The 22,389-nt window shown below is 30.6% G+C and carries 31 protein-coding genes; 27 read left to right on the top strand and 4 right to left on the bottom strand.

What is annotated here, in order from left to right; translation table 11 throughout:
- Positions 1-12 precede the first annotated feature (12 nt).
- The 6 genes from BTO06_RS09940 to BTO06_RS09910 all read left to right on the top strand — a co-directional run bounded on the left by BTO06_RS09940 (position 13) and on the right by BTO06_RS09910 (position 4,929).
- Positions 13-765: a DUF4373 domain-containing protein gene (locus BTO06_RS09940; RefSeq protein WP_100925158.1), complete on the top strand. Its 753-nt coding sequence runs from the start codon at positions 13-15 to the stop codon at positions 763-765.
- 1 nt (position 766) lies between these two features.
- A complete protein-coding gene (dnaB, locus tag BTO06_RS09935; RefSeq protein ID WP_100925157.1) occupies positions 767-2,155 on the top strand; it encodes a replicative DNA helicase in 1,389 nt (462 codons plus the stop codon).
- A 32-nt stretch (positions 2,156-2,187) separates the two neighbouring features.
- A complete protein-coding gene (locus BTO06_RS09930) occupies positions 2,188-2,412 on the top strand; it encodes a hypothetical protein (protein ID WP_157811799.1) in 225 nt (74 codons plus the stop codon).
- Positions 2,384-2,602, top strand: a complete 219-nt coding sequence (locus BTO06_RS09925; RefSeq protein ID WP_100925155.1) for a hypothetical protein — start codon at positions 2,384-2,386, stop codon at positions 2,600-2,602. The genes BTO06_RS09930 and BTO06_RS09925 overlap by 29 nt, the downstream gene beginning before the upstream one ends.
- Positions 2,580-3,134, top strand: a complete 555-nt coding sequence (locus BTO06_RS09920) for a hypothetical protein (protein WP_100925154.1) — start codon at positions 2,580-2,582, stop codon at positions 3,132-3,134. The genes BTO06_RS09925 and BTO06_RS09920 overlap by 23 nt, the downstream gene beginning before the upstream one ends.
- A 532-nt stretch (positions 3,135-3,666) precedes the next feature.
- The gene (locus BTO06_RS09910; RefSeq protein ID WP_157811798.1) at positions 3,667-4,929 is read left to right on the top strand and encodes a T9SS type A sorting domain-containing protein; all 1,263 of its coding nucleotides are present in this window, start codon (positions 3,667-3,669) and stop codon (positions 4,927-4,929) included.
- A gap of 248 nt (positions 4,930-5,177) precedes the next feature.
- Here BTO06_RS09910 and BTO06_RS09905 read toward each other — a convergent pair whose 3' ends face one another.
- Entirely contained in the window at positions 5,178-5,390 is a 213-nt protein-coding gene (locus BTO06_RS09905) for a hypothetical protein (protein ID WP_100925151.1), read from the bottom strand.
- 92 nt (positions 5,391-5,482) lie between these two features.
- Between BTO06_RS09905 and BTO06_RS09900 the strand changes: the two genes are divergently transcribed.
- Complete coding sequence (locus BTO06_RS09900) at positions 5,483-5,710, top strand: hypothetical protein (protein WP_100925150.1); 228 nt, start codon at positions 5,483-5,485, stop codon at positions 5,708-5,710.
- Between the two features lie 5 nt (positions 5,711-5,715).
- Positions 5,716-5,940, top strand: a complete 225-nt coding sequence (locus BTO06_RS09895) for a hypothetical protein (RefSeq protein ID WP_100925149.1) — start codon at positions 5,716-5,718, stop codon at positions 5,938-5,940.
- 145 nt (positions 5,941-6,085) lie between these two features.
- Here BTO06_RS09895 and BTO06_RS09890 read toward each other — a convergent pair whose 3' ends face one another.
- Positions 6,086-6,304 carry a hypothetical protein gene (locus BTO06_RS09890; RefSeq protein WP_100925148.1) on the bottom strand — a complete coding sequence of 73 codons (219 nt, stop codon included), beginning with the start codon at positions 6,302-6,304 and terminating at the stop codon, positions 6,086-6,088.
- A gap of 114 nt (positions 6,305-6,418) precedes the next feature.
- Here BTO06_RS09890 and BTO06_RS09885 point away from each other — a divergent pair, with 114 nt between their 5' ends.
- The 7 genes from BTO06_RS09885 to BTO06_RS09855 all read left to right on the top strand — a co-directional run bounded on the left by BTO06_RS09885 (position 6,419) and on the right by BTO06_RS09855 (position 11,982).
- Positions 6,419-6,613, top strand: a complete 195-nt coding sequence (locus BTO06_RS09885) for a hypothetical protein (RefSeq protein WP_100925147.1) — start codon at positions 6,419-6,421, stop codon at positions 6,611-6,613.
- Between the two features lie 32 nt (positions 6,614-6,645).
- A complete protein-coding gene (locus BTO06_RS09880; RefSeq protein ID WP_100925146.1) occupies positions 6,646-7,014 on the top strand; it encodes a hypothetical protein in 369 nt (122 codons plus the stop codon).
- A gap of 163 nt (positions 7,015-7,177) precedes the next feature.
- On the top strand, positions 7,178-7,555 hold the full coding sequence (locus BTO06_RS09875; RefSeq protein ID WP_100925145.1) for a surface-adhesin E family protein: 378 nt from the start codon (positions 7,178-7,180) through the stop codon (positions 7,553-7,555).
- A 173-nt stretch (positions 7,556-7,728) separates the two neighbouring features.
- The gene (locus tag BTO06_RS09870) at positions 7,729-8,430 is read left to right on the top strand and encodes a hypothetical protein (RefSeq protein ID WP_100925144.1); all 702 of its coding nucleotides are present in this window, start codon (positions 7,729-7,731) and stop codon (positions 8,428-8,430) included.
- 277 nt (positions 8,431-8,707) lie between these two features.
- Positions 8,708-10,033 carry a tetratricopeptide repeat protein gene (locus BTO06_RS09865; protein WP_100925143.1) on the top strand — a complete coding sequence of 442 codons (1,326 nt, stop codon included), beginning with the start codon at positions 8,708-8,710 and terminating at the stop codon, positions 10,031-10,033.
- Positions 10,034-10,109: 76 nt separating this feature from the next.
- Positions 10,110-10,913 (top strand): hypothetical protein, encoded by an 804-nt coding sequence (locus BTO06_RS09860; RefSeq protein ID WP_100925142.1) that lies wholly within the window; start codon positions 10,110-10,112, stop codon positions 10,911-10,913.
- Positions 10,914-10,992: 79 nt separating this feature from the next.
- Complete coding sequence (locus BTO06_RS09855; protein WP_100925141.1) at positions 10,993-11,982, top strand: hypothetical protein; 990 nt, start codon at positions 10,993-10,995, stop codon at positions 11,980-11,982.
- A 33-nt stretch (positions 11,983-12,015) separates the two neighbouring features.
- Here the strand turns inward: BTO06_RS09855 and BTO06_RS09850 are convergent, their stop codons facing one another.
- Both BTO06_RS09850 and BTO06_RS09845 read right to left on the bottom strand, forming a co-directional pair.
- Positions 12,016-12,981: a transposase gene (locus BTO06_RS09850; RefSeq protein ID WP_100925140.1), complete on the bottom strand. Its 966-nt coding sequence runs from the start codon at positions 12,979-12,981 to the stop codon at positions 12,016-12,018.
- Between the two features lie 243 nt (positions 12,982-13,224).
- Positions 13,225-13,518 carry a hypothetical protein gene (locus BTO06_RS09845; RefSeq protein WP_100925139.1) on the bottom strand — a complete coding sequence of 98 codons (294 nt, stop codon included), beginning with the start codon at positions 13,516-13,518 and terminating at the stop codon, positions 13,225-13,227.
- A gap of 32 nt (positions 13,519-13,550) precedes the next feature.
- Between BTO06_RS09845 and BTO06_RS18885 the strand changes: the two genes are divergently transcribed.
- The 12 genes from BTO06_RS18885 to BTO06_RS09790 all read left to right on the top strand — a co-directional run bounded on the left by BTO06_RS18885 (position 13,551) and on the right by BTO06_RS09790 (position 22,298).
- Positions 13,551-13,682 (top strand): hypothetical protein, encoded by a 132-nt coding sequence (locus BTO06_RS18885; RefSeq protein WP_257790633.1) that lies wholly within the window; start codon positions 13,551-13,553, stop codon positions 13,680-13,682.
- A 160-nt stretch (positions 13,683-13,842) separates the two neighbouring features.
- Positions 13,843-14,175 carry a hypothetical protein gene (locus tag BTO06_RS09840; protein ID WP_100925138.1) on the top strand — a complete coding sequence of 111 codons (333 nt, stop codon included), beginning with the start codon at positions 13,843-13,845 and terminating at the stop codon, positions 14,173-14,175.
- A gap of 20 nt (positions 14,176-14,195) precedes the next feature.
- Entirely contained in the window at positions 14,196-14,408 is a 213-nt protein-coding gene (locus BTO06_RS09835) for a hypothetical protein (protein WP_100925137.1), read from the top strand.
- Between the two features lie 52 nt (positions 14,409-14,460).
- Positions 14,461-14,880: a terminase small subunit gene (locus BTO06_RS09830; protein ID WP_100925136.1), complete on the top strand. Its 420-nt coding sequence runs from the start codon at positions 14,461-14,463 to the stop codon at positions 14,878-14,880.
- A 4-nt stretch (positions 14,881-14,884) separates the two neighbouring features.
- A complete protein-coding gene (locus BTO06_RS09825) occupies positions 14,885-16,414 on the top strand; it encodes a PBSX family phage terminase large subunit (RefSeq protein WP_100925135.1) in 1,530 nt (509 codons plus the stop codon).
- Positions 16,415-16,573: 159 nt separating this feature from the next.
- Positions 16,574-18,196: a zinc finger-like domain-containing protein gene (locus BTO06_RS09820; RefSeq protein ID WP_100925134.1), complete on the top strand. Its 1,623-nt coding sequence runs from the start codon at positions 16,574-16,576 to the stop codon at positions 18,194-18,196.
- Positions 18,177-18,503: a hypothetical protein gene (locus BTO06_RS09815; RefSeq protein WP_100925133.1), complete on the top strand. Its 327-nt coding sequence runs from the start codon at positions 18,177-18,179 to the stop codon at positions 18,501-18,503. The genes BTO06_RS09820 and BTO06_RS09815 overlap by 20 nt, the downstream gene beginning before the upstream one ends.
- 12 nt (positions 18,504-18,515) lie before the next feature.
- Entirely contained in the window at positions 18,516-19,313 is a 798-nt protein-coding gene (locus BTO06_RS09810; RefSeq protein ID WP_100925132.1) for a hypothetical protein, read from the top strand.
- Between the two features lie 12 nt (positions 19,314-19,325).
- Positions 19,326-20,348, top strand: a complete 1,023-nt coding sequence (locus BTO06_RS09805; protein WP_100925131.1) for a hypothetical protein — start codon at positions 19,326-19,328, stop codon at positions 20,346-20,348.
- A 3-nt stretch (positions 20,349-20,351) separates the two neighbouring features.
- Positions 20,352-20,909, top strand: coding sequence for a hypothetical protein (locus tag BTO06_RS09800; protein ID WP_100925130.1), 558 nt, complete (start codon positions 20,352-20,354; stop codon positions 20,907-20,909).
- Complete coding sequence (locus BTO06_RS09795; protein ID WP_100925129.1) at positions 20,906-21,403, top strand: hypothetical protein; 498 nt, start codon at positions 20,906-20,908, stop codon at positions 21,401-21,403. Before BTO06_RS09800 ends, BTO06_RS09795 begins: the two co-directional genes overlap by 4 nt.
- A 13-nt stretch (positions 21,404-21,416) precedes the next feature.
- Positions 21,417-22,298 carry a hypothetical protein gene (locus tag BTO06_RS09790; RefSeq protein WP_100925128.1) on the top strand — a complete coding sequence of 294 codons (882 nt, stop codon included), beginning with the start codon at positions 21,417-21,419 and terminating at the stop codon, positions 22,296-22,298.
- Positions 22,299-22,389 lie beyond the last annotated feature (91 nt).

Below are 22,389 nucleotides of genomic sequence, written 5' to 3'. Positions count from 1 at the left end.
CTTTATCAAATTATGGCTAGACCAATAAAAAACGGTCTAGACTACTTTCCTTTCGACACTGACATATTCAGTGATAGAAAAGTTAGGAAATTACTTAAGACTCATGGTTGCAAGGGTTTTACAGTGTTTAGCCTCGTGCTTTGCGAGATATACCGAGGAAAAGGGTGTTTCGTCTTGTGTGATGATGATTTTTTGTTTGATGTGTCAGACAAGCTAAATATTGCCGAAACCGTAGTAAATGAAACAATAAACTTTTGTGTCTCTAATGGGCTTTTCAATAAGCGTGTTTTTGATTGTGAAAGAATTCTTACATCTGCATCCATACAAAAAAGGTATATCTCCGCAAAACGTGGTAAGGTAGTTATAGACACGAAAATAAATGTTCTTGAAACAGAAACCTCAGTTAATGTAGCAATAACCCAAGTTAATGAAACAGATAGTACACAAAGTAAAGTAAAGGAAAATAAAGTAAAGAAGAGTAAAGAAAGTACTATCACATCGAATGTCTTAAAGCCCATTGAACAATTATCTATTGAATACTTAAAAAACCAACGAGTATGTAATGCTGTTATAAACAATAAAAAAAACAGAATTCAAGATTTAACCCATCTAAAAACCAGAATAAAGGAGTTCGTTAAAACTTTAGAGGAGAGGAACACATTAGTAAAAACGGAAGAGGATTTTGCGAGTCATTTTAGAAACTGGCATCTGAAGTCTAAGGAACAAAAAACACATAATCATACAGATACAATACCACTAGTTTAAAATGGAAACAGAATTGAAAATATTGCCAAAAGCAATAGATTTAGAACAGGCTGTATTGGGAGCTATGTTAATTGATTCTTCTTCCGTAGGAATAATCATTGATGTTTTGCACGAGGAAGTATTTTTTGAGCCAAGAAATAGAGAGGTTTTTTCTTCAATAAAAAGATTGTTTTCCGAATCTAAGGCTATAGATATGCTTACTGTCTCTAGTGAGTTAAAAAGATCAGGTAAAACCGAGAAAGCAGGAGGTGTTGTTTATCCTATAGAGCTAAGTCAAAAAGTAGCATCCTCAGCTCATATTGAATATCATTCTAGAATATTGATTCAGACATACATTCAGAGATCAATAATTGTATCCAGTCAAAGCTTTTTGAAGGAGGCATATAAGGATGATGTTGATGTATTCAAATTACTAGATAAAACATATGACTTTCTTAATAATATAAGTGAATTAGCTGTTAAGAAGAATGAAGTAAGGTTTTCCGATATAGTGGATTATGTAAAGGAGAAAGGGAAAAAAATATATCGTGGAGAAATTACTCCAGGTTTAATAACACCAATAAAAAAATTAACAAATAGTTCTGGAGGTTGGAGAAATGGGGAGTTAATCATATTAGCAGCTAGACCAGGAATGGGGAAGACAGCCTTCGCTTTAAAAGCTGCTTCTACTCTCATGATGCTTGAAGTTCCAACAGCTTTCTTCTGTTTAGAGATGAGTAAGGAAACATTAGTGAGCAGAATAATTTCAATGGAGAATAAGATTCCACTTTCTAAATTCAATAAAGAAGGTATTAATGATGAAGATGAGAAGCTGGTAGATAGGTATCATCAGATCATTAAATCTAAACCATTATTAATTGATGATACTACTAGTTTATCTATCGAGCAACTTCAGATTAAAGCCCAAAGATTAAAGAGCGTGTATGGAATAAAGATATTGATTGTTGATTATTTGCAATTAATGACTTCTAGTAGTGTGAAATTTAATAGAGAACAGGAAATATCAAAGATTTCTAGAGGTCTGAAAACTATCGCTAAAGATCTGAACATCCCTGTAATTGCATTATCTCAATTATCTAGAGCTGTAGAGTCTAGAGGAGGAACTAAGCGTCCTTTGCTGTCAGATCTTCGTGAGTCGGGAGCTATTGAGCAAGATGCCGATATGGTTGGGTTTTTATATAGACCTGAATACTATGGAATGACCGAATGGGATGAAGAACATACTTCATGTCTTGGAGAGGCTGAATATATAGTAGCTAAAAATAGGAATGGTGGTCTAGTCAGAGCTAGAATGAAGTTTGAAGCTGAGTATACATTGTTTAGTGATCTAGAAAAAGACGAAAATTTTCAAGATCAGATTCAGGGAATAAGTCCAGAGGAGGCATTTTAGTTATGTTGAAATCCATTGAAATATCAAAAGCAATGTCTCTTTGTATTAATAACGGGGTTAGAATTTATCCGGTTACTTCAATGGGAAAGTATGTTAAAATTCAAGTAAATAATAATGGTAGAAAGCATACATATCCAGAAGAACTTCACAGGACAAAGGATATTAACAAATCTATTATCGAGAAGTATAAATATTATTCAAATAAAATTTTAAAACAATTTGAATTTCATGAAACTATTACAAATTATAAAAAATGAGACTGAGGTTTTTATGGAAAGATTACTGGACATGAAAATAGGAGAGAAGATCAAGTTTAAAACACTTCTTGATTTAGAATTGTTCTCCGAAAAAAGCGGAAATCCACCTAATACTTTATTTGATATGGACTTTAAAAACGAAGAATTTATCCTAACAAAACTTTGTGATGAAACTGGAAAAGTCAATTAACAGTTTAAGGCTAGTAACGATTTTAATGTTGCTCTATGTTTTGGGTTATACTTTCAAAGCTTACTATCTATTTTACGAAGCTTTAGGTGTAAACATTACCAACGAAAATAACAGGGTTATTGCTTCTCTTTTTAGTGCCTTAATTGCAGCTTCGTTTTTATTGGTTTCATACATCCATAAGGACAAATTGAAGATTAAAAATGTCTCGTATTACATCTTTTTCATTGATGTTGCCATGATGCTATTCATCTTAAGAGTATTTCAGAGTTCCGGTGTTGTGTTATTCAGGTCAATTTTTATAAGTGTGTTTTATGCCTTGATAGGACTGGTCTTAATAAGCATATACAAAGCAAAGTATGAGCAAGAGTTAGCAGAAGTTGAGCAAAAAGAAGCTAGAGAAAAGCTACTTGAAAAACACAAATGTGTATGTGGAGCAAGGTTCGAAAATGCAAGTCAATTAAGCGGACATAAAGCCCATTGTAAAATCTATAAAAAGCATAAAGAAAGTGAAGAACAGAAAGATAAAGTGTGATCAAACAATGTGTGAAAATCACCAAGGATGTACAACAGAGGGATATGTGAATTGTAAAACAAATCCTTTGATTGTAAAAGGGAAATGTTTGAGTTCAATCATAATATTAAAGGCAAAATCATTGTCGTAACGAATGAAATAATGATTAGTATTTCAGAATTATCAACTAAGGATCTCAATAATGTGGCTTCAATTTGGGCAATAAAAAGAGAACTGCCTCATCGTCATTACATGAATCTTTTGAAGAGAGTAAGAAAGGGAGAAATCGAAGTTGATGAATTACCTCTGTTTATTTGTAAAATTCTCAATGAGTTGGGGTATGAAATACCAATTATAAAAATAGTGTAGGTTCTCCGATACCTCAAAGGCGGAAAGTTCATTGACATAATTGTAGTAAATAATATTTTTTTCTAATTTTACTAGAAAGGTATATACATATTAATACGTCGATTTCTATACCAAATCGGGTGTATAACGACGTATTTTATGCGTATATAAACAAGTTACCTGCAAGCTGAAAAAAATGAAAAATATGAAATATCACTTTATAATAATCACCTTATTCTTAGCAATTTCAAATTGCTTTGGACAATACGAAGGACCAGTTCCAGCAATCACAAGTGGTTATGGTTCGTTTGGAACAAATGGAATTTCAGTATCATATATTACAAACGATAATTTCTTAGCACGGGACATTTCAGTCTTTTATCCAAAAGGCATAACAACAGCCGTTCCGACTATTTTCTTTTTACACGGATGGGGGGGGATTTACCCATCATTTTCCCAAGAAACTATCAATAACTTGGTTTCAAATGGATACGCTGTAGTACATGTGCCGTACAAAAGCTTTGGAGTTACCAATGCGGAAAGATATACCACGCTATTTGATGGCTTTGTCAAAGCAGCCCAAAATCTACCGAACATAATTGACACTTCACGCGTAGGTTTTTATGGTCACTCGCTTGGTGGTGGTGCTGTTCCGAGAATATCGTATAGGCTATTTACTGAAAATAATTGGGGTGCAAATGGAAAATTCATTTATTGTGATGCCCCTTATTATTCATTTGAGCTAGGAACGAGTTCTCTTGCGAATTTTCCGACCGATTGCAAGATGCTAACTGTTCTTTACGATAAAGATGACATTAACGATTTGAGAATGGGAATGGATGTTTTTAATAATATATCCATTGATAGCAATAACAAAGATTGCATTATCGTTTATCCTGACTCTGTTTCGGGATACGTTTATGAAGCGAATCACAGTGAAGCAGCGCAGTACACAACAAATAGTGTGTATAATGCTTATGACTATTACATTACATTTCGGTTACTCAATGCACTTGCAGACTATACTTTTACAGGTAACTTGACAGCTAAGGATATTGCACTTGGAAATGGAAGTGCTGCCCAAGTGAGCATGGGGTCACAATTAAACCCACTAACAGTTACAGATAACCCCTCACCAATTTATCCTGAATCGATATATACGAATCCTTGTAGTGACCCAATAAATGAAAGGACTGCATTTTGCTCAGCAATTCTTTCATTGAATGAAATTGATAGTCAATCAGAAAACATCAGTATTTATCCAAATCCTACAGAAAACCAATTAACAATAGATATTGATGAAATCCAATCGGAATTTACTGTATCAATATTTGATATGAATGGAAAACTTATTCTTGAAAGTTCAAATCAAAAAATATTAGACTTGAATGTGATAGAAACAGGAGTCTATTTTATACATGTAAACATAAATAGCAATCTTTCAAGCTATAAATTGATTAAGAAATAAGAAAGCCAGCAGGTAACAATGTATATAAAAAATAGGCGAAACAGCAATAAATTCAAAGCTTTTAGCTCTTATCAAACTTTGTGCTTAACCGAAAGTTTAATGCTTCGAAATCACCTACTTTTCATATACTAACCGTTAATATTATTTACTACAAACACCTTAATTAAGGTGTTTTTTTATGTCTAAAATTTTAGAAACAAATTATAAACTAATTGTAGTTAAAATAAAAGCTCCCTAAGGAGCTTTGATTAAGATAATTCGCTAAGTTCTTCTTTTATACAAAAGAATTCATCTCTCTTTGGAACTCCAATTGGAGCAACCCTAGATACTAAGAAATCAAAATTTCCAGAATGACCATTTTCAGAACTGGAAAACTCGGATTTCTCAAGAACTATTCTAACTGGAAATGATTCATTACTCGTAGCTGAAGTGAACTTGTAAGTTACATCTTTTTCTAACATATAATTTGATTTTAAAAATTGATAGTAACAAAAATAAATATAAAAACAACACACTCATTTTTGAGTAAAAAAAGAAAAAAATTAATGAAATTATGATTTGGAGAGATAAAGAAAATAATGAAATCAAAGATGGAAACACACTCCTTTTTACTTTAGAAGATAAAGTTGAAAAAACAGGTTTCAACAAATTTGTAACAGATGTTCAATTGTGTTTTTGGAGTGATATTGAAAAGAGGTATATCCCTTTTTCTGAACAATACGATCATACTTTTATCAAAGAAAGTGAGGTAGTCAAAAATCAAGTAAACCAAAAATATTAAAACTGATGACAAAAAATGATTTAATTGCGAAATACAAGCCATACCCAACTTATGTTCAGATTGCTAAAGAAGGTTACGAAGTAGGTTTAAAAGAGGGTAGAGAAGAAAATAAGAACCAATTAATAAGAAATCTCGAGAAAGAAAACGAAGAACTCAGAGCTTATAAAATCAGTATGGAAAGCACATTACATGATCCAGAAAAACTAGCTTGTTTAATTGGAGGTTTATAAAAGGTGGTGAAAAAATCTATCAATCAAAATTTTAGTGCTTGTGTTTGTTTTTTCGGATGTAGCTATTCAACCATACTCCAAAAAGCCAGATAATTATTAGAATGGGTATGTAAATAAGATCTTTCATTAAAGTTTCATGATTAAACTATCGCGATAATTTTTGAATAATGTATTTAGTACCTGATTTGGTTGTGTATTCAATTTTATCAGATTCTTTAAATTTTCTGAATAGGGAATCATATCCGAGAACTTCGGAGTCATATAGTTTTAATTGAACACATAGTGGTCTTAATGTAGTATCCCAAATAACAACTCCCTTTTCAGGGATTGAAGCCGTGTAAAATTTATTTGCTTTTAATGCCATGCTACAAATGTATATATTAATTACAAAAAAAAGTAACTTTTATTTGTAAAATAGCTTGTATAACAAATAAAAGTAACTTATATTTGTAGTGTAGTTATAAAACAAATAGAAATTATGAACTTTCAATTAAAATTAAACAAGGAGAAATTACAATCTTTAAATGGACAATTAGCCTATGCTAATGAGGCTTTATGTCAATCGGATATTAAAGATTGGGAGATTAAAGAGTTTGAATTTGTGAAACAAGAAGTAGAAAAGGATATTGTTAAAACTAAAGCCTTAATTGAAAGAATAATAGCAATAGTATAATACAAAGGTTGAAAGTTGCTTAAAAAATAAGTATGAATTACGTAGGTCAATCATTTCATAGTATGCAATGTGGTCATGCATGTATTTCTATGATAACAGGAGAATCAATTCAAGAGATTTGTAAAAATCTTCAAAACAATTGGTCATTAAGTCTAAGAGGAGACATAATGTTTTATCTGAATTCTAAAGGTTATAAAACAAGATTGGTTCAAGGAGTAGATATAACTCTTGATGAAATTCCTAATGATTCAGTAGTAAGGTTTCAATACCCTAATGAAATAGGTCATTTCGTATTAAAAAGAAACAATAAGTTCTATGATCCTAATATAGGAGAAGTTCTTAAATACAAAGATGATCATGTTGTTACACATTGGTTGCAATATCAAATTATAGAAAAGTAGCTATTCAGTAAAAACAAAAAAGTTAGCTTTTCATATTACACTGTTTTTGTAAATATCTTTATTTTCAATATTTTTGAAATTGTCCCGATAAAAAGAATATGTAGCATCATATTAGGTGTTATGTATGCTTGAACCAAAAGATAAATAAGACTAAAAACATTATATGAAATATTTAATAATCCTATTTTTTGCATTTAGTTTAAATAGTAATTCACAAACTTCGGATTGGAAATTGCTAGAGGAAAATGAAGAATTTAAAATCTTTACCAAAGATCATTCTAAAAAATCAGCATGGTATATGATGGAATACAAAAAGATTAAAATTGAGGAAACCATTTTAGGCAATAAACAGAAAATAAAAAGGGTTCTTATACTTCATGAGTTTGATTGTGAAAATAAAATGATGGGAACTTTAGCCGAAATAAGTTATGATGAAAATGGAAAAACTATAAACTCAAATGATTACGGAAAATATGCAGATTTAAAGCATGTTATTCCTAATACACTTGGAGAAAGGATATTATATAATTTTTGTAATTGATGGTCTTATTAAAATTAATTTCTCTAAGGAAATAATTTTCGATATTTTTGAAATCACCCCGATAAATATTAACACTAAAAAAATCCTATAGTTCTCGTTGTTCTTAATAATCAATCGATATAGAGAAATACATACCGATATAACGAGTTTTATCACATTAAAAACCAAACATTATGAAAACTTCAAAAATTACTCTAAATCTTCTTTTCTGTATTTTATTTACCAATTTGATTCTTGCTCAAAGTACATCAGATTACATTTCCTTTACTACACCATATAATTATGATGGGAATATTTATCACGTAGGCGATGATAATAAAATATCCAAAGCGGCTGTGAATGATTTAGCTCATGACAAAACATTACTAAAATCCTTTTCAAATATAGTATCTAATGTAACCGTTTATCAAATGACTAAAGAAGGAAAATTAGATGTTCTTGGAGTTGGTGTTTCAGTAAAAGACAAATATTATCAAGTAATCTATGATTTTTCTCAAACACAAACTTTAGATACCGACTTTAAAGAATATGAATCAATTTTAGTAGGTGTTGGTGTTAGAATGGTGGCTAAAATAAAGACTTTAAAAGCAGGTATAAATTTATCAAGTCCTTTTAGTTTAGTAGCAGATATTGATAAAGTTGAAGGAGCATTGGAAGTAAGAGTAAGTGGAATTGGTTCACAAAAAATAAATGATTTAATTCCGACTACTTCTGATTTATCACCTGCATCTATTTCTAACGCTCTACAAGCTGTTGCATCAATAAAATCACATATGTATGATAAGGAAACTATAATCAATCCTCAAATATTAGCCTATAGCTTAAAAGGCAAAAAAATAAATCAAGGTGTTACTAAACTGACAATAAATAAATAATAACTGCATACAACATTGTCTATAAGTAATTGAGTTTTCAAGTACATTTAAATTCAACAAGACAATTCAATAATCTCCTGAAGTAATTCCTCGGGAGATTTTTTATTAAGACGTACTATAAATTTATTTCCTAATAGAAATTATTTTCAATACTTTTGAGAAATACCCCGATAAATAGAAACACTAAAAAAATGCTATAGTTTTCGTTATCCGGAATATTTAATTGATAAATAGTAATATTTATGCAGATATAACGAGTTGTGGTTAATTAGATAAAATGAAATTATTCGGATTCAATAAGAAAATAAAAGAGCCAAAGTTTCGAATAACGGAACCTGATAGAGATTGGGTTGAGGATAATTTTAAATGGTTGATTAAAGTATTTGGCTACCCTAGTAGACAAAGTGAGCAAATTCTTATTACGGATAAATTCTTTCCAAAGACCTTTTCAACCAGTGATTTAATAGTCCAAAACTTGATTGAAGACCTCTGCAACTTGCTAGGAGTAGATTCTATTAAAATTAGGTTTGAGCTGCACGAGGATTTACGAGATGTTTATGGGATGCCATTTGAAATGGAAGGCAAGCCATTTGAAACTGAAACAGAGGTGACGGAGAACAATTACAAAATTCACATTGCCAAAAGTATTTCTAAACGACCAAACCGACTCGTATTTAGTCTAATTTATGAATTCATTAAAATTCGACTAAAAGAAAATAAACTGCAATACGACACAGGAGATGATACTTCATTATTCATATTTATTGCAGGAATCTATTTCGGCTTTGGAATTCCACTTTCTCAAAACTTAACTGATAGAGGAAGAATTGATGATGGATTTTGGGAAACCAAATGGAACTATGTTTCTGAAATGCCAAGTGAAGTAATGGCTTTCGGATTAGCAACTTATTCGAAGCTAATAGAACAAGATAATCCAGAGTGGAAAAATGAACTGTCTCAAGAAAATAAAATACTATTTGAAGGTGCTATTGCTTTTCTTAATGATTCGCCTTCGACAGTTTTCAGTAAAGCTGAACTTGATGCCAATGATTTATTTCATTTAGCTGACCAAGAGTATAAAAAAGGTAATTATGAAGAAGCTATTTCCAACCTTCAAAAAATCTTATTTCTAACGAACGATGAATTGCTAAAATCTGATGTTTACAATAATATTGGATATTACCAGATAAGAAGTGGTGCCTATGAGAAAAGCATTACAAATTTTGACAAAGCACTTCAAATAGATCCAAATTACGGTTTTGCCTATGACAATTTAGGATACTCCTTAATCCAAATGGGGCAAATAGAAGAAGGTAAGCAACAACTTGAAAAGGCTTTGAAAACGGAAAACAATGACAATGCCTATACATACAGAAACTTAGCCTTGTATCATCTAGCTAAAAATGAATTAGAACAAGCTGAGTCAAATTTTAAATTGGCTTTTGAATCCGAAACTGTTCCAGTCGACCTTTTGGAACTACATTACGCAAATTTCCTTATCAACCAGGGGGAAACTGAAAAAGGTATTGAGTACTTGGAGAAAGCCGTTGAAAAAGGTGAACCAGAAGCTATAGAACGAATGAACGAAATAAAGAAAAACTAACCACAACAAAGTGTATAGTGCATACCCTGCGGGATACGCACCATACACAAAACGTTAGTAACAATTAAAAAAAATAATGGAAATAAGAAATAAAGTACTTGGATTATATTTATTAAAAGATGAGTTAAATTATTTTCATGAATCTTTAAATAATGAATTTAATCCCATAAAGAAATTTAGATTAATAAAACAAAACCTCATTGTATTAAATACTTTTATTGAGTCTTTAAATAAATTCAATTTATATCTAAGAAACAATGATGAATTAAAAGATAAAGCGAGAAGCATTAGAAAAAGAGGAGGTTTAATTAATCATATGAGAAATAAAATTGGAGGACATTTAGATGAAGATATATTAAAAAGAGCAGCTCAATGGTCACCTGATTTTTTTTCTAAAAAAAATAAAGAAAATAAAACAGCTCAAATATTTATTGGATATAAGACAATATTGGAATCTTCAATCAATTCATATATTGATATAAATGATAATAAATTACAAAAAGAATTCGGAATAGAAATAGATTTAATGATTCCATCAGATTGTGAAATTTTTTTTAATTATTTAGGTTGTTTAAATGTTGATTCAATTAATTGGATATCAAATATAATTGAAGTTTTAGAATTAGATTTTGAATACTTTGATGATGATGAATTAATAAATAATTTTAGGATAGCTTCATATACTGACTTTAATTTAAAAAAAGACTTCAAATTACCAGAATTAGAAGAAATTGAAGATAATGAAATGGCAGATTTACTTATAGAGGCAATTAAAGAAACTGATTTATTAAAAAAAAATGAAAAATTAAATGATTTGATATTAAAACTTGAACAAAATAATGAAATGTTAAAAAAGGAATTAAAAAATAAAAGTTGCTAACAAAGTGTAAATTTCACTTCCTGCCGCAGGCGCAACACAGGAAGCAAAACTTACACAAACCGTTACCGACAATATAAGAATGCCATACAAAATAGAGGAATTAGATTTTAAAAGAGATGTAAAAGGTGAACAAGTAAGAACTCGGAAGATTTTTGAAAATTTAAAAGAAAAAGCGATAAACAATATAAAACTAACGGAGCATGAAAAAGATTTTTTTTGTTTGGGCGTCAAATTATCACAACTTGAAGACGGTTTTGTTAAAGACTATGACTGTTGCGAAAACTTTAGATTTAAAAGTTTATACCTTACTTACTTTAAGGATTTAACGGGTAAAAGTACTTATGAAAAAGTTAGAGGTACTTATTTATATAATCCTTCAGTATTTGAAATAAAGAAAGACCTGAAATTTCTTGATTTAATAAAGGAAAAATGGTATAAGACAATTAATATTACTAAGCACCGAGAGAAATTATTATCAGAAATATCAAAAGAGGTAAGAAATGATTTAAAGGAATTAGAAAAGAAAAAGGGTAAGTTATTTTTTAGACGTGATAAAGAAAAATATACCCTAAATAAAAAGAAGATATTACTCCAGTCTAAATACATTTATTGTATTTCTCTTCAAATTTTTGAATTATTTGATAACAAAGAATTTATTATTACACTCAATAAGACAAAAATTGAAATAAATGAATTCAGTATTATCCATATCCTGAATAGACATTTTGCAGAAATTACTAAAGTTAATACCACAAAAACTTTTCATAATGAGGATTTTGAACCTAAATTATTAAGTAAAAAATTGAAAGACATTTTTAATGAAATTGATAACTCTGGAATTTATGCCGGAGAATCTATAAATAAAATTTCTTTTCAGTACAATGGAACAGATTACCAAATATGGGTAAACAAAAGAATTAAACAAATTAAAGGAAAAGGAAATGTTGAATTTAATCGTTTAGAAACTTTTTACCCTTTAAAAGACCAACAGGAATTAACAAAACTATCTACTAATTATGATTTACATAAAATCAATGACGATTTATATGTATATAAGAAAAAACTGTAGGTAACAAAGAACTGAGATAAAAAACAAGCATTTTTAGCTTAATTTTGACACAAAGTTTTCATCATAAGGCAAACCACTTTTTACAATAGCAAAAGCCTGTTTTAATAACTTGTTACACACTGCTATTAATGCTAATTTCTTACTCTTCCCTTTAGCTACTAGACGTTGATAAAGTGCCTTACAAGCCTTATTATATTTATAAGCATTAAAACTACACATGAATAATAAATTCCTGAGTTTAGTATTACCTATTTTACTAATTCTAGGTTTCCCTTTTATACTGCTACCTGACTCTCTAATGATAGGGGTGATTCCTGCGTAACTACATAATTCTTTTGCTGAATCAAATCGTTGAAATCCATCGGTAAATACAATTAATGCTAAGGCTGTTTTAGAACCAATACTTGGAATTGATGTAAGTAAACTCAATTCTTTTTGGTGTTCTTCTTTTACCTTTAGGGTCAATAGTTCTTCTAAACTTACAACCTCTTTATTCAGCGATTTTAATTGTTTCTTCAATGATCTCAAAACAAATTTACTCGGGATTCCTAAAACTTCTTCTCCATGGATTTTATTCTTTAACTGAGTACGCTGCTTCGTATAAACACTTAATAAACGTACTATTTGCAAGCACTCCTGTTGAACTTTACTCTCTCCTTTCCATAAACTTGGCGACTGACTTAATGCATAATTATATATTTGTTTTGCATCACTCTTGTCTGTCTTTATTTTTGAAAGATTCATTTGAATATAACGCTTAATCTTTAGTGGATTTTCAACACAAACTCCAACTCCATTTTCCAATAAAAAATATGCTAAACGAACATGATAATAACCTGTTGACTCCATAACACATATACTGGAATATGAAGTCATTTTTAATAGCTTTTTAAAACCCCTAATTGAATTACTAAACTGATGAAAATTACCTTGATGATCATAAACATCTAAAACATCTTTACTTACATCAATACCAAAATATACTGTATTTTTATTCATAGAAAAAAAGATTAGAAAGAAAACTATTGACAATTCAACAACTTAAAATCGAGATAATATTCTCATAGAACTGAACGAATTTAAAATAGTAAAGCATAGGGATTATCAATGTTGACGAAATCTAGGTTTCTCGGTGTATCATAACCTTATTCTACGCTTTTTTCTTTCTGATTAATAAATCTAAAATTAATATATTGCTAACTTAAGTGGTGTATAATTAATTGCAACTGAAATTCTATTTCATCAATAAGAAAGTTCAATCATCTCCTGTAGTAATTCTTCAGGAGATAGTTTTTTAGTAAGTCTTTCCAAGTTCTTTTCAGCTTTAGAAACATGACCAAATAAGGAGTGCGATACTCCAATCTTTTTTATAAGATTAATAAAATATTCTAATGCTATTATGTTCTGATAGCGAACAAACTGATCAGCGTTTAAGTGTGGCACACCTTGACTTTTAACTACGTTGGAGAAATACTTTGAATACATATTGCAAAGTTCGTTATAATTTGTAGCATTGATTGCTTGATTTTGTAGCATGTTAATAAGTCTTTCCAAATTCAAACTAAATATTGGCTATACAGCTACAGTTATTATATAGTTTTATTAGTAAAAAGTTCGTTGATTATCCAGTAAGAAAAAAAAGAGGAAAACCAATGAATGATGCTGAAGGAATTGAACCTTTTTTCTACCCGGAACAATAGTCTTTATTTTAATAAATATATAGTTGGTCTTGAAATTATTACTTATATTTACTTAGTTAATCAAGTCAACTGACTTGTTTTCATTTTCTGTTTTAATTAATTTATTTACAACAGCTTTCCACAGACTTCAACAGACTTCTTTTTTTAAGAAAGAACACAGTTGAAAAAGCACATTCAAATTTATCATAAAACGTTAGGTTTAGATTTTTGTGATTATAGACCTTCGGAACTATCTAATGCTCCAGGAGTTGATTTACACCATATCGAATGTAAAGGTATGGGAGGGAATCCATCTGGAGACAAAGACCGTATAGAAAATATAATAGCTCTAACAAGAGAAGAGCATATTAAATACGGAGATAAGAAACACTTCATGTCATTTCTCTTTAAAGCTCACATGAGATATTTAGAGAAAAGAAAAATCCCATTTGACAAAGAATACATTTTACAAAAGATAAAGGCATACGAAGCTGTATGCGAAAACACCTATTAACATAGTAAAGAAAGCTAAAGATGGAAATAATCAATAAAAAAATATTCATAGAAGGAAAGGAGACAAGAGATCCTCAATTAATTGGTTTTGCAATGTTGGACCTATTAGATAACTATGATGAAGTTTCAATTATTTTTAAAAACAAAGAGACAAACGATTTTGTAAGTTTCAATAAAGAACTAGGGGAAAATCTAAAAGAAAACGGAATTGAACCTCCAAGAAAGGCATGTTAGAATTAATACTATACATGATCTTCATATTAGCAATTCGTAAAAGAAGAGAATAATGGGAAAAAACAAATACATAGAGACTCCTGAGAGAATGTGGGAACTCTTCACTCAGTATAAAGAAGATGTAGATACAAATCCATTAACTAGAAAGGATTGGGTAGGAAAGGATGCGGAAGTAGTTAATAGAGAATATACAAGAGCTTTAACTATGGAAGGTTTCGAGTGTTTTGTAATGAATCATACAGAAATAACCTATCCAGACTTAACAGAATATTTCGAAGGAAAGAATGAATCTTATAAAGATTATTTCCCTATCTGTTCACGTATAAGAAGAGAAATAAGAAAGGATCAGATAGAAAAAGGATTGGCAGGATTAATAAATCCAAGCATTACCCAAAGATTGAATGGTCTAGTAGATAAGAAAGAAACTAGACTAGATATAACTGAATTTTACGTAGGAGACGACGAAGATTAGATTAATGCCAAAGGTTAAATTAAAATTCAATTGGAAGTTATTTAATCCTAACTTTCATCATTTAGAGAAAGAGCTTACCAACATATACAGAAGATTTATTTGGTGTTATGGAGGCTCTTCTTCAGCAAAATCTTATTCTGTTGCACAGGCTATTCTAATAATTGGATGTTTAATAGAGAATTCAGATACATTAGTTTTTAGAAAAGTATCAGCAACTATTGATGAGACGATTTACAAGGACTTTAAGAACATTATTTATGATTTAAAACTCGATAGGTTCTTCAATTGTCAAGCAAAGAAGATTAAGTGTGTCAATGGAAGTCAAATTGTATTTAAAGGATTAGATGATCCTGAAAAAATAAAAGGAATTTCATCGTTTAAGAGGGTTGTGTTAGAAGAAGTGTCTGAGTTTGATTATGCAGACTTCAAGCAGATTAGAAAGCGTTTAAGAGGAATAGAAGGACAGCAGATTGTTTGTATGTTTAATCCTATCAATAAAGAACATTGGATTAAGAAGAAGGTTTTTGATATGGAAGAGCAAAACCAACTTTCTAAATCTTTGGTAGATCATAATGGAGTCTTAAGACTGAATGTTGAAGAAAAATATACTCATGTTTCGGAGAAATGGGAAGGAGGGAAAATAAAAGTCAATGGAGAGGAATATCCACCGAATTTTGTAGTTATCAAATCAACTTATCTAAATAACTTTTGGGTTGTTGGTTCTCCGTGTAAAAGCTTTGGCTTTATAGATATTCAAACCATAGCAGATTTTGATCATGATAAAAAGACGGATTATAATTTTTATTCAATATATGCTTTAGGTAATTGGGGTAAACTTAATAAAGGAGGTGAGTTTTATAAGAAGTTTAAAGCTGAAAAACATGTTACTGATAGAATACCTTATGAATCAAATAAACCACTACATATTTCCTTCGATGAAAATTTGCATCCGTATTTATCCTTATCTATTTATCAGGCTAGTGGTCTAAGGTCATGGAAGATTGACGAGATATGTTTAGAGCATCCTAATAATTCATTGGCTCATGTATTGAAAGAATTCAAACGTAAATATCCACCAAATAGAGAAAAGGTTTTTCTATATGGGGATAGAACCAGTTTAAAAGGAGATAGTAAATTAAAGCAAGGGGAGAACTTCTTTACTTTGATAGAAGATAGTTTAAAATCGGATGGCTATACTATTACAAGAAGGTTACCATCTAAAAATCCAAGTGTAAGTAGTAGAGGAAACTTTATTAATGAAATCTTTGAAGAGAATATCTTCGGTATTGAATATCTCATTTCAGATAATTGCACCAAAACTATAGAAGATTACGAAAGTGTTAAAGAAGCTCCCGACGGAACTAAACTAAAACAAAGGACTAAAGATCCTGTAACAAAAATCACCTACGAAAAATATGGACATCTAACAGATACAGACGACTATTTTATTTGTGAGTACTATAAACTTGAATACAACAAGTACTTGGGTAAAAGAAAAAAACACATCGTTTCCAAGCCAATTAATAGTCATTAAAAATATTATTTAGAATAATTCTAAATAAGAAAATAATTCATATATTTGTATTGCTTATTACTCTGATACACATTGGTGTAATGGGCAACCTATCAGTTTTAATAAGCATAGAAATCCTATTCACCATGAGTAGGATTTTTATTTTAAAACTGTTTGTCAATGACATTATCTACTGAAGAGATAATTGAAATAATCAAAAGCAACCCTAATAAAGCATCAATTACTGAGGCAATAAAGCAGCATAACGAGTTGAATATGCATGTTAATGCTGTTGGGGTACATGAACATCTTGCTTCGCTAAAAGATTATGAGACTGACTTACAAATTAAAGTAGGATCTAAAATTATAGAGTCAAACAAAGGTTTATATAATTCTTTATTAAATCCAACTACTAAAGTATTTTCTGCCAAAGGAGGAACAAAGCGCTATGAGTTACCTAATTCCTCAAAAGATAAATTTAGAGAGGAGCTAAACAATGTTGCGCATGGTCTAAATGTTAGAAAGTGGTTAGAAAAGAAAATATTCAATAAGTATATAACTGATCCTAACGGAATCATATTTATAGAGGTAGAGAATGAGAATCCTAAAGCAACTTTTAAAAGCATTACATCTATTTATGATTATAAACTAGTTGGGCAAAAAGTAGAATATGTTGTTTTTAATCCATTCAAGAAGGATGAAGACTCTGATAAATTTTATTATCGAGTAGTAGATGATCTTAACGATTACATCTTTGAAAAAGATAATGATACAGTAAGGTTAATTGAAGAGGAAACATTCGAGAACCATTTTAATGAGTGTCCTGCGATTGTTGTCTCGGATATTTTCGACGATGTTTCGGGAATAAAATCTTCATTTGTAAGTAACACTCTTGAAAAAGCTAATAAATTTTTATACGATAATTCAGTACACTCAAAACACAAGCTATTATTTGGTTTCTCTAAATATTGGGAATACGGTATAACTTGTAATACATGTAGTGGTGAAGGTGTTGTCAGAGGTGAAGACGGTGGAGAAGTAGAATGCTCCTCATGCCATGGAACAGGTGTACGTTCTTTAGGTGATGTAACCGACAAACGAGTGATTCCATTACCTATTGATAAAGAAAGTCCAGTATTAAAAGAGTTTTCAGGACATGAAACACCAGACCTTGATATTTGGAAACAATACAAAGAGGATTTAAAGGATCATAAGAAAGAGTTATACAAGGAACTTTGGAATGTAAATTATACCATTGAATCTCAAGGTCAATCTAAGACAGCAACTGAGGCTGTGATTGATGTTCAACCCATAAATGACAAGTTACACTCTGTTACTGATAATTTCGAAAAGTTAGAAAAGTTTGTAACTGATCTATATGGAGTTTTTCACTACGAATCGCAGTATAAAGGTAGTTCTATTAATTACGGAAGAAGATATTTAATCGAAAGCCCAGATGTTTTATGGAAGAAGTTATGTAATGCAAAAGCTGAGAAAATGCCTTATGTGTTCTTAATAAATCTTACCAAAGAATATATCCAATCACTTTACGCAAATAATGAGGAAGAATGTGCTATTCAGATGAAATTACTGAAGATAGAACCTTTTGTCTTCATGACTATTGACGAAGTGGTAAAATTAAACATTGATTCTATTGAAAAGAAAAAGAAGATATACTTCCAAGAATGGTATAAATCTAAATCAGAAACCCAATTATTACTAGGAAGAAAGGAAGAATTAGAGAAAGATCTAGAGGTATTTATTAATACAAAATCATACAAAGATGAAACAAAAAAGATTTAAAGAAATCGACAACAAAGGACAGGTTTGTCGTGTAGTAACTATTAACCAGGAGACTGCGAACAGATTAACGAAAAGTAAGAAGCACGAATTTACTTACGAGTTAGAAAAGAGAGAGTCTAATGAAGAATCTAAACTAATTGTTCTAAATGACAAGCAGTTCGATTTAAAGTTAGTCATTAATTCTTATAACCAATTAGAAGGTGTTGCTAAGATTAATAAGAATACTGGAGAAGAGAAAGTTTTAAAAGCCATTGAAGCTTTAGAGGCTGAAGTTAAAGAAGCTTTGGTTTCTAGTTTAACAAAATAATTTTTTTCCAGAATGAAAAGAGAAGAATTTATAAAAAGTCTAGCAGATACGCTAAAAGTTGATGCCAAGTTACTGGCGACCGAATTAAACAAAGAAAACGACATCAAGTTTGAATTACCAAAATTGAACTCATTTACAGATGAAGAATTATCTACGAGAGATGAGAACATCAAAAAAGTTGGTTATGACGAAGGTGTAACAGTTGGTTTTGACCGATCAGCGAAAAAGATAAAAGACATTTCTGGAGTAGAAGTTGAAGGAAAAGATATTACAAAGATTGTAGGAGCAATTGTAAGTAAGGCAAATACAGAAGCTAAGATTGAGCCAGACGCTAAACTTCAGGATGCATTGGATTCTATTACTAAACTTCAAGGTACTATTTCATCTTTAGAAGGAGAGCGAGATAAAGCAGTTGGAGATTTCCAATCATTCAAACAACGACAAACTATTCTAGCGGCAATTCCACAGAATACTGTAGGTCTGTCAAGTGAAACTATCTTAACAGAAATGCAAGCGCAAGGGTATTCTTTTACAGAAGAAGGAGTTCATTTGAATGGAGACTTAGTAAAGGATGATAAAATGCAAAATCCCATTCCTATGGTTGATGTATTTAATCAGTTCATGACTGATAAAAACTGGTTAAAGAAATCTAAACCAGGAAGAGGGGGAGATGATACGGCAGGTGCTACACCTGTTAATTACAAACAATTTATTGAACAATGTGAAAAGGATGGAATTAATCCAGCAGGAGAAGAAGCTATTGCACGAGCGAAAGAACTAGCTATGGATAATCCAGAGTTTTACGATTAAAAAAAATAAAAAATGTCATATAGTCAAACAGAGCTTTTAAAAGCAATCACCAAAGCAAATGGAGCTTTTCAAGAGGCTGAAATGCGCGAATTAAAAAGAGGGGCTTTAAATGTTTTCAGAGCGAACGAACCGCAAGTGTTTGTAAACTCAAAAGAGATGAAAAAGTCAGATTCTCAACCAACAAAAGCAATTTTATTTGCTAGAGATTATCAACCTTCAGGTGATACAAGAAAAGCTGACCACACTATGGGAGATTTAGGTAGTACGATGGAAAAAGATATTTCTTATAGTACAGTATCTCAGGTTTTTAAAGTGTCACATAAATTGGCAGATAGAAATCAAATGAGTTATGAAGAGATTTTTAACAATAAGCTTAGAAACGCTCTTTTAAACTTATATAGAGACGAGAATCAAGCAATTATTGATTGGTTAGCATTAAACAAGTCGCAGGTTGCAAGTAATGAAACTTTGATGACTTGGAACCCTACTAGTTTTGTATATGAGAATACAAATTCATCAGAGGAGAAGGAGTTTTTAGGTCAAAATATTCAAGCTGCAATGCGTGCAAACGGATATGATGGAGCTTATGATATAATTACAGATCAGAGAATGTTCGCAAATCTTCAAAAGTTAGGTTTTAATGGAGTTTCAAATGCTGATAATACAGCAGCTCAACTAAGTGGATTAACTATAGTTGAAGAAATAAAGGCTTCAAATGCGACTTACGGTGGATTCGGTTATGGAATGTTGAAGGGTATGGTAGGAATGTCTTCTTGGATTCCTTCTAAGAACAGAAAAGGTGATGGAAACATTGACGGAACTGCTGGTCTTTTCGCTACTATGATTGATCCTATTTATAACACTCCTTTAGCGGTACATGTTACTAGAAAAGTTGCAGATACACAATCTACTGGTGGAGAAGCTCAAGATATTGTTGATTTCTATGAAATATCTAGAGATAATACAATTGGAGGAGCTTTCTTAAGTACAGCTAATGAGTCAGCAGTTTTCGCATTTGGTCAACTTAAATCATAGTTAGTGAATCATTTAGAAGCATATGAATTATTAAAAACTCGTGTTGAGTGGAAAACTCCTCTTAACACTAGTTTTAGTTATTTGAATTTTAACTCACCTGAAAGTGGTCGTTACCTACAGGAAGAACATTCAAGTGTTCGAATTCCTATTATTTATGAAACGATTGTTCATATTGATATTACCAATACTCAATTCAAGGATGAATTAGATTCATTAAAGAAAAGAGCGATTCTTCAAATGCTTCATGATGTTTTCTATGACCAGAAAGAAATAAAGGAAATCTGGATAAATGAAAATATTTCTCTTTTTGATTATGCTATCATTTTAAAAAACACATCATCAGTATTGTTTGATATTCTAAACAGTACTCGAATTAATCTTACTGAAAAATTTAACACCAATAATATCAAACGTTGGTTTATTGATTTAAACGGTATTAATGATAAAGAGAATGGTGTTTTTGTGAAAGGTTTTATAAGTAGATATAAAAGAGAAATTGAAAGGATTCGTAAAGTATTATTTATCAATCAGAAGTATCACAAAATTGTAACTGCAAGATGATAGTACTTAAGATTAATCCAGTAGGAATTGATAGAGAAATACAGAATTTACAGAAGTATTTAGAATCAAAACTTTCTACTTGGAATTTGGAGATTTATGGGAGAGTCGAAACTATAGAGAATAAACTTCATATTCATTTTAAAAGAGATGATTATAAGGAAGTGTTAGTGTTAAATAATTCTTTTAGTGGTAGAGTTTTTTTCATCGACTCAAATAGTTATACGGTAAGTAGAAATAGAGTTAAGACAAAGCTAGAAATTGTTTTTCTGCTTGATTTATCAAAGATTAAAACTGGGATCTCTCATAGATGTGATGAAGAAGTTAGGGTTGAGTTAATCGAGTTGATTAGTAAAAAGATAGGTGATGATATTAATGTAAGTAAAGGTCAGGAAGTTTTGAAAAATTATCAGACTGAATTAACTGATATGCAACCTTATCATTTTATTGGCATTTCGTTCGATTATACTTACTCTCAAAATAATTGTTTTAAATAAAAAAATACCAAAAATGGCATATATCGGATTATGTACAAATAATAAAAAGAAATCTAAGAATACTGGAGCTTCTGATCAATGTTTAGAAAGTAGATTAAAACTACCTGTATTATCAAATGGGTTTAAGTTTCCAGATGTTAAAGCATTTAAAAATGTTGATGTATGGAAAGCTGCAATAGCTTCAAAAAGTTTAGTGCCTTTGTATGATGTATTTGAGTTAGCTGATGCTAGTACTGAGGATACAAAGTATGAGACAGGAAGTTTTTCACGAGTTGTAGAAAAAGGAGTTGAGAAAATCACCTTTGAGTGTTACTTGAGTCCTTGTTCATATGAAGCTTTGAAGTCCTACGAAGATACTGAATATGACGAGTTATTTGAATTCAATGCAGAAGGAGATTACTCAGGAGTTTTTGATAAAGACGGAAAGAGTGTTCGAGGGAGAAAGATCACAAATTTGAATGTTACTCGAATGAGGGCAACAAAAGAAAAAGTTCCTTATGTAAAAGTTGAAATCACTTTTCAAGATAAGGATGATGTTCTAGATCAAGTTATTGTTTCTGGAGACTTAACAAAAGAGGATTTAGAAGGCATCTATGATATTAATATAGATGTTATTGAGTCAACAATGACATCTTTAAAGTTCAAAGTAACTTCGGGATGTGCAGGAGGAACAGAAGTAAATACTCTTACAACTGATGATTTAGAGGTTAGACTTGCTGACGGAACATTATATCCTACTTCATTTATAAATCCTATTGATAGCATTTATGAAATGACAGGAGCGGAGTTTGTTTCAGGAATGGAATTACATTCTAAAGGTACTGGACCCGTTATTGTTCATTCTAATGCAATGTATGAAGCTGAACCTGTAAGTTTAACTATACCCTCTAATTAATGGAGAATTATAAAGGGATAGTCTTTGAGAAAGGATATAATCGTCCTTTCTCGGACTTTAAAAAAGAGTTTGGAGGTACTTTATATTTTAA

This window comes from Tenacibaculum sp. SZ-18 (assembly GCF_002813915.1).
Lineage (GTDB): Bacteria > Bacteroidota > Bacteroidia > Flavobacteriales > Flavobacteriaceae > Polaribacter.
This window is presented reverse-complemented; position numbering and strand designations above follow the sequence as displayed.

What these genes read in the sequence shown, in the direction of transcription:
- BTO06_RS09810 (WP_100925132.1), top strand. Translation starts at nt 18,516, where the DNA reads ATGAAAAGAGAAGAATTTATAAAAAGTCTAGCAGATACGCTAAAAGTT.
- BTO06_RS09795 (WP_100925129.1), top strand. Translation starts at nt 20,906, where the DNA reads ATGATAGTACTTAAGATTAATCCAGTAGGAATTGATAGAGAAATACAG.
- BTO06_RS09905 (WP_100925151.1), bottom strand. Translation starts at nt 5,390, where the DNA reads ATGTTAGAAAAAGATGTAACTTACAAGTTCACTTCAGCTACGAGTAAT.
- BTO06_RS09925 (WP_100925155.1), top strand. Translation starts at nt 2,384, where the DNA reads ATGAAACTATTACAAATTATAAAAAATGAGACTGAGGTTTTTATGGAA.
- dnaB (WP_100925157.1), top strand. Translation starts at nt 767, where the DNA reads ATGGAAACAGAATTGAAAATATTGCCAAAAGCAATAGATTTAGAACAG.
- BTO06_RS09930 (WP_157811799.1), top strand. Translation starts at nt 2,188, where the DNA reads ATGTCTCTTTGTATTAATAACGGGGTTAGAATTTATCCGGTTACTTCA.
- BTO06_RS09870 (WP_100925144.1), top strand. Translation starts at nt 7,729, where the DNA reads ATGAAAACTTCAAAAATTACTCTAAATCTTCTTTTCTGTATTTTATTT.
- BTO06_RS09805 (WP_100925131.1), top strand. Translation starts at nt 19,326, where the DNA reads ATGTCATATAGTCAAACAGAGCTTTTAAAAGCAATCACCAAAGCAAAT.
- BTO06_RS09825 (WP_100925135.1), top strand. Translation starts at nt 14,885, where the DNA reads ATGCCAAAGGTTAAATTAAAATTCAATTGGAAGTTATTTAATCCTAAC.
- BTO06_RS09865 (WP_100925143.1), top strand. Translation starts at nt 8,708, where the DNA reads ATGAAATTATTCGGATTCAATAAGAAAATAAAAGAGCCAAAGTTTCGA.
- BTO06_RS09920 (WP_100925154.1), top strand. Translation starts at nt 2,580, where the DNA reads ATGAAACTGGAAAAGTCAATTAACAGTTTAAGGCTAGTAACGATTTTA.
- BTO06_RS09820 (WP_100925134.1), top strand. Translation starts at nt 16,574, where the DNA reads ATGACATTATCTACTGAAGAGATAATTGAAATAATCAAAAGCAACCCT.
- BTO06_RS09835 (WP_100925137.1), top strand. Translation starts at nt 14,196, where the DNA reads ATGGAAATAATCAATAAAAAAATATTCATAGAAGGAAAGGAGACAAGA.
- BTO06_RS09875 (WP_100925145.1), top strand. Translation starts at nt 7,178, where the DNA reads ATGAAATATTTAATAATCCTATTTTTTGCATTTAGTTTAAATAGTAAT.
- BTO06_RS09895 (WP_100925149.1), top strand. Translation starts at nt 5,716, where the DNA reads ATGACAAAAAATGATTTAATTGCGAAATACAAGCCATACCCAACTTAT.
- BTO06_RS09900 (WP_100925150.1), top strand. Translation starts at nt 5,483, where the DNA reads ATGATTTGGAGAGATAAAGAAAATAATGAAATCAAAGATGGAAACACA.
- BTO06_RS09790 (WP_100925128.1), top strand. Translation starts at nt 21,417, where the DNA reads ATGGCATATATCGGATTATGTACAAATAATAAAAAGAAATCTAAGAAT.
- BTO06_RS09815 (WP_100925133.1), top strand. Translation starts at nt 18,177, where the DNA reads ATGAAACAAAAAAGATTTAAAGAAATCGACAACAAAGGACAGGTTTGT.
- BTO06_RS09845 (WP_100925139.1), bottom strand. Translation starts at nt 13,518, where the DNA reads ATGCTACAAAATCAAGCAATCAATGCTACAAATTATAACGAACTTTGC.
- BTO06_RS09850 (WP_100925140.1), bottom strand. Translation starts at nt 12,981, where the DNA reads ATGAATAAAAATACAGTATATTTTGGTATTGATGTAAGTAAAGATGTT.
- BTO06_RS09855 (WP_100925141.1), top strand. Translation starts at nt 10,993, where the DNA reads ATGCCATACAAAATAGAGGAATTAGATTTTAAAAGAGATGTAAAAGGT.
- BTO06_RS09885 (WP_100925147.1), top strand. Translation starts at nt 6,419, where the DNA reads ATGAACTTTCAATTAAAATTAAACAAGGAGAAATTACAATCTTTAAAT.
- BTO06_RS09860 (WP_100925142.1), top strand. Translation starts at nt 10,110, where the DNA reads ATGGAAATAAGAAATAAAGTACTTGGATTATATTTATTAAAAGATGAG.
- BTO06_RS09910 (WP_157811798.1), top strand. Translation starts at nt 3,667, where the DNA reads ATGAAATATCACTTTATAATAATCACCTTATTCTTAGCAATTTCAAAT.
- BTO06_RS09940 (WP_100925158.1), top strand. Translation starts at nt 13, where the DNA reads ATGGCTAGACCAATAAAAAACGGTCTAGACTACTTTCCTTTCGACACT.
- BTO06_RS09880 (WP_100925146.1), top strand. Translation starts at nt 6,646, where the DNA reads ATGAATTACGTAGGTCAATCATTTCATAGTATGCAATGTGGTCATGCA.
- BTO06_RS09890 (WP_100925148.1), bottom strand. Translation starts at nt 6,304, where the DNA reads ATGGCATTAAAAGCAAATAAATTTTACACGGCTTCAATCCCTGAAAAG.
- BTO06_RS09830 (WP_100925136.1), top strand. Translation starts at nt 14,461, where the DNA reads ATGGGAAAAAACAAATACATAGAGACTCCTGAGAGAATGTGGGAACTC.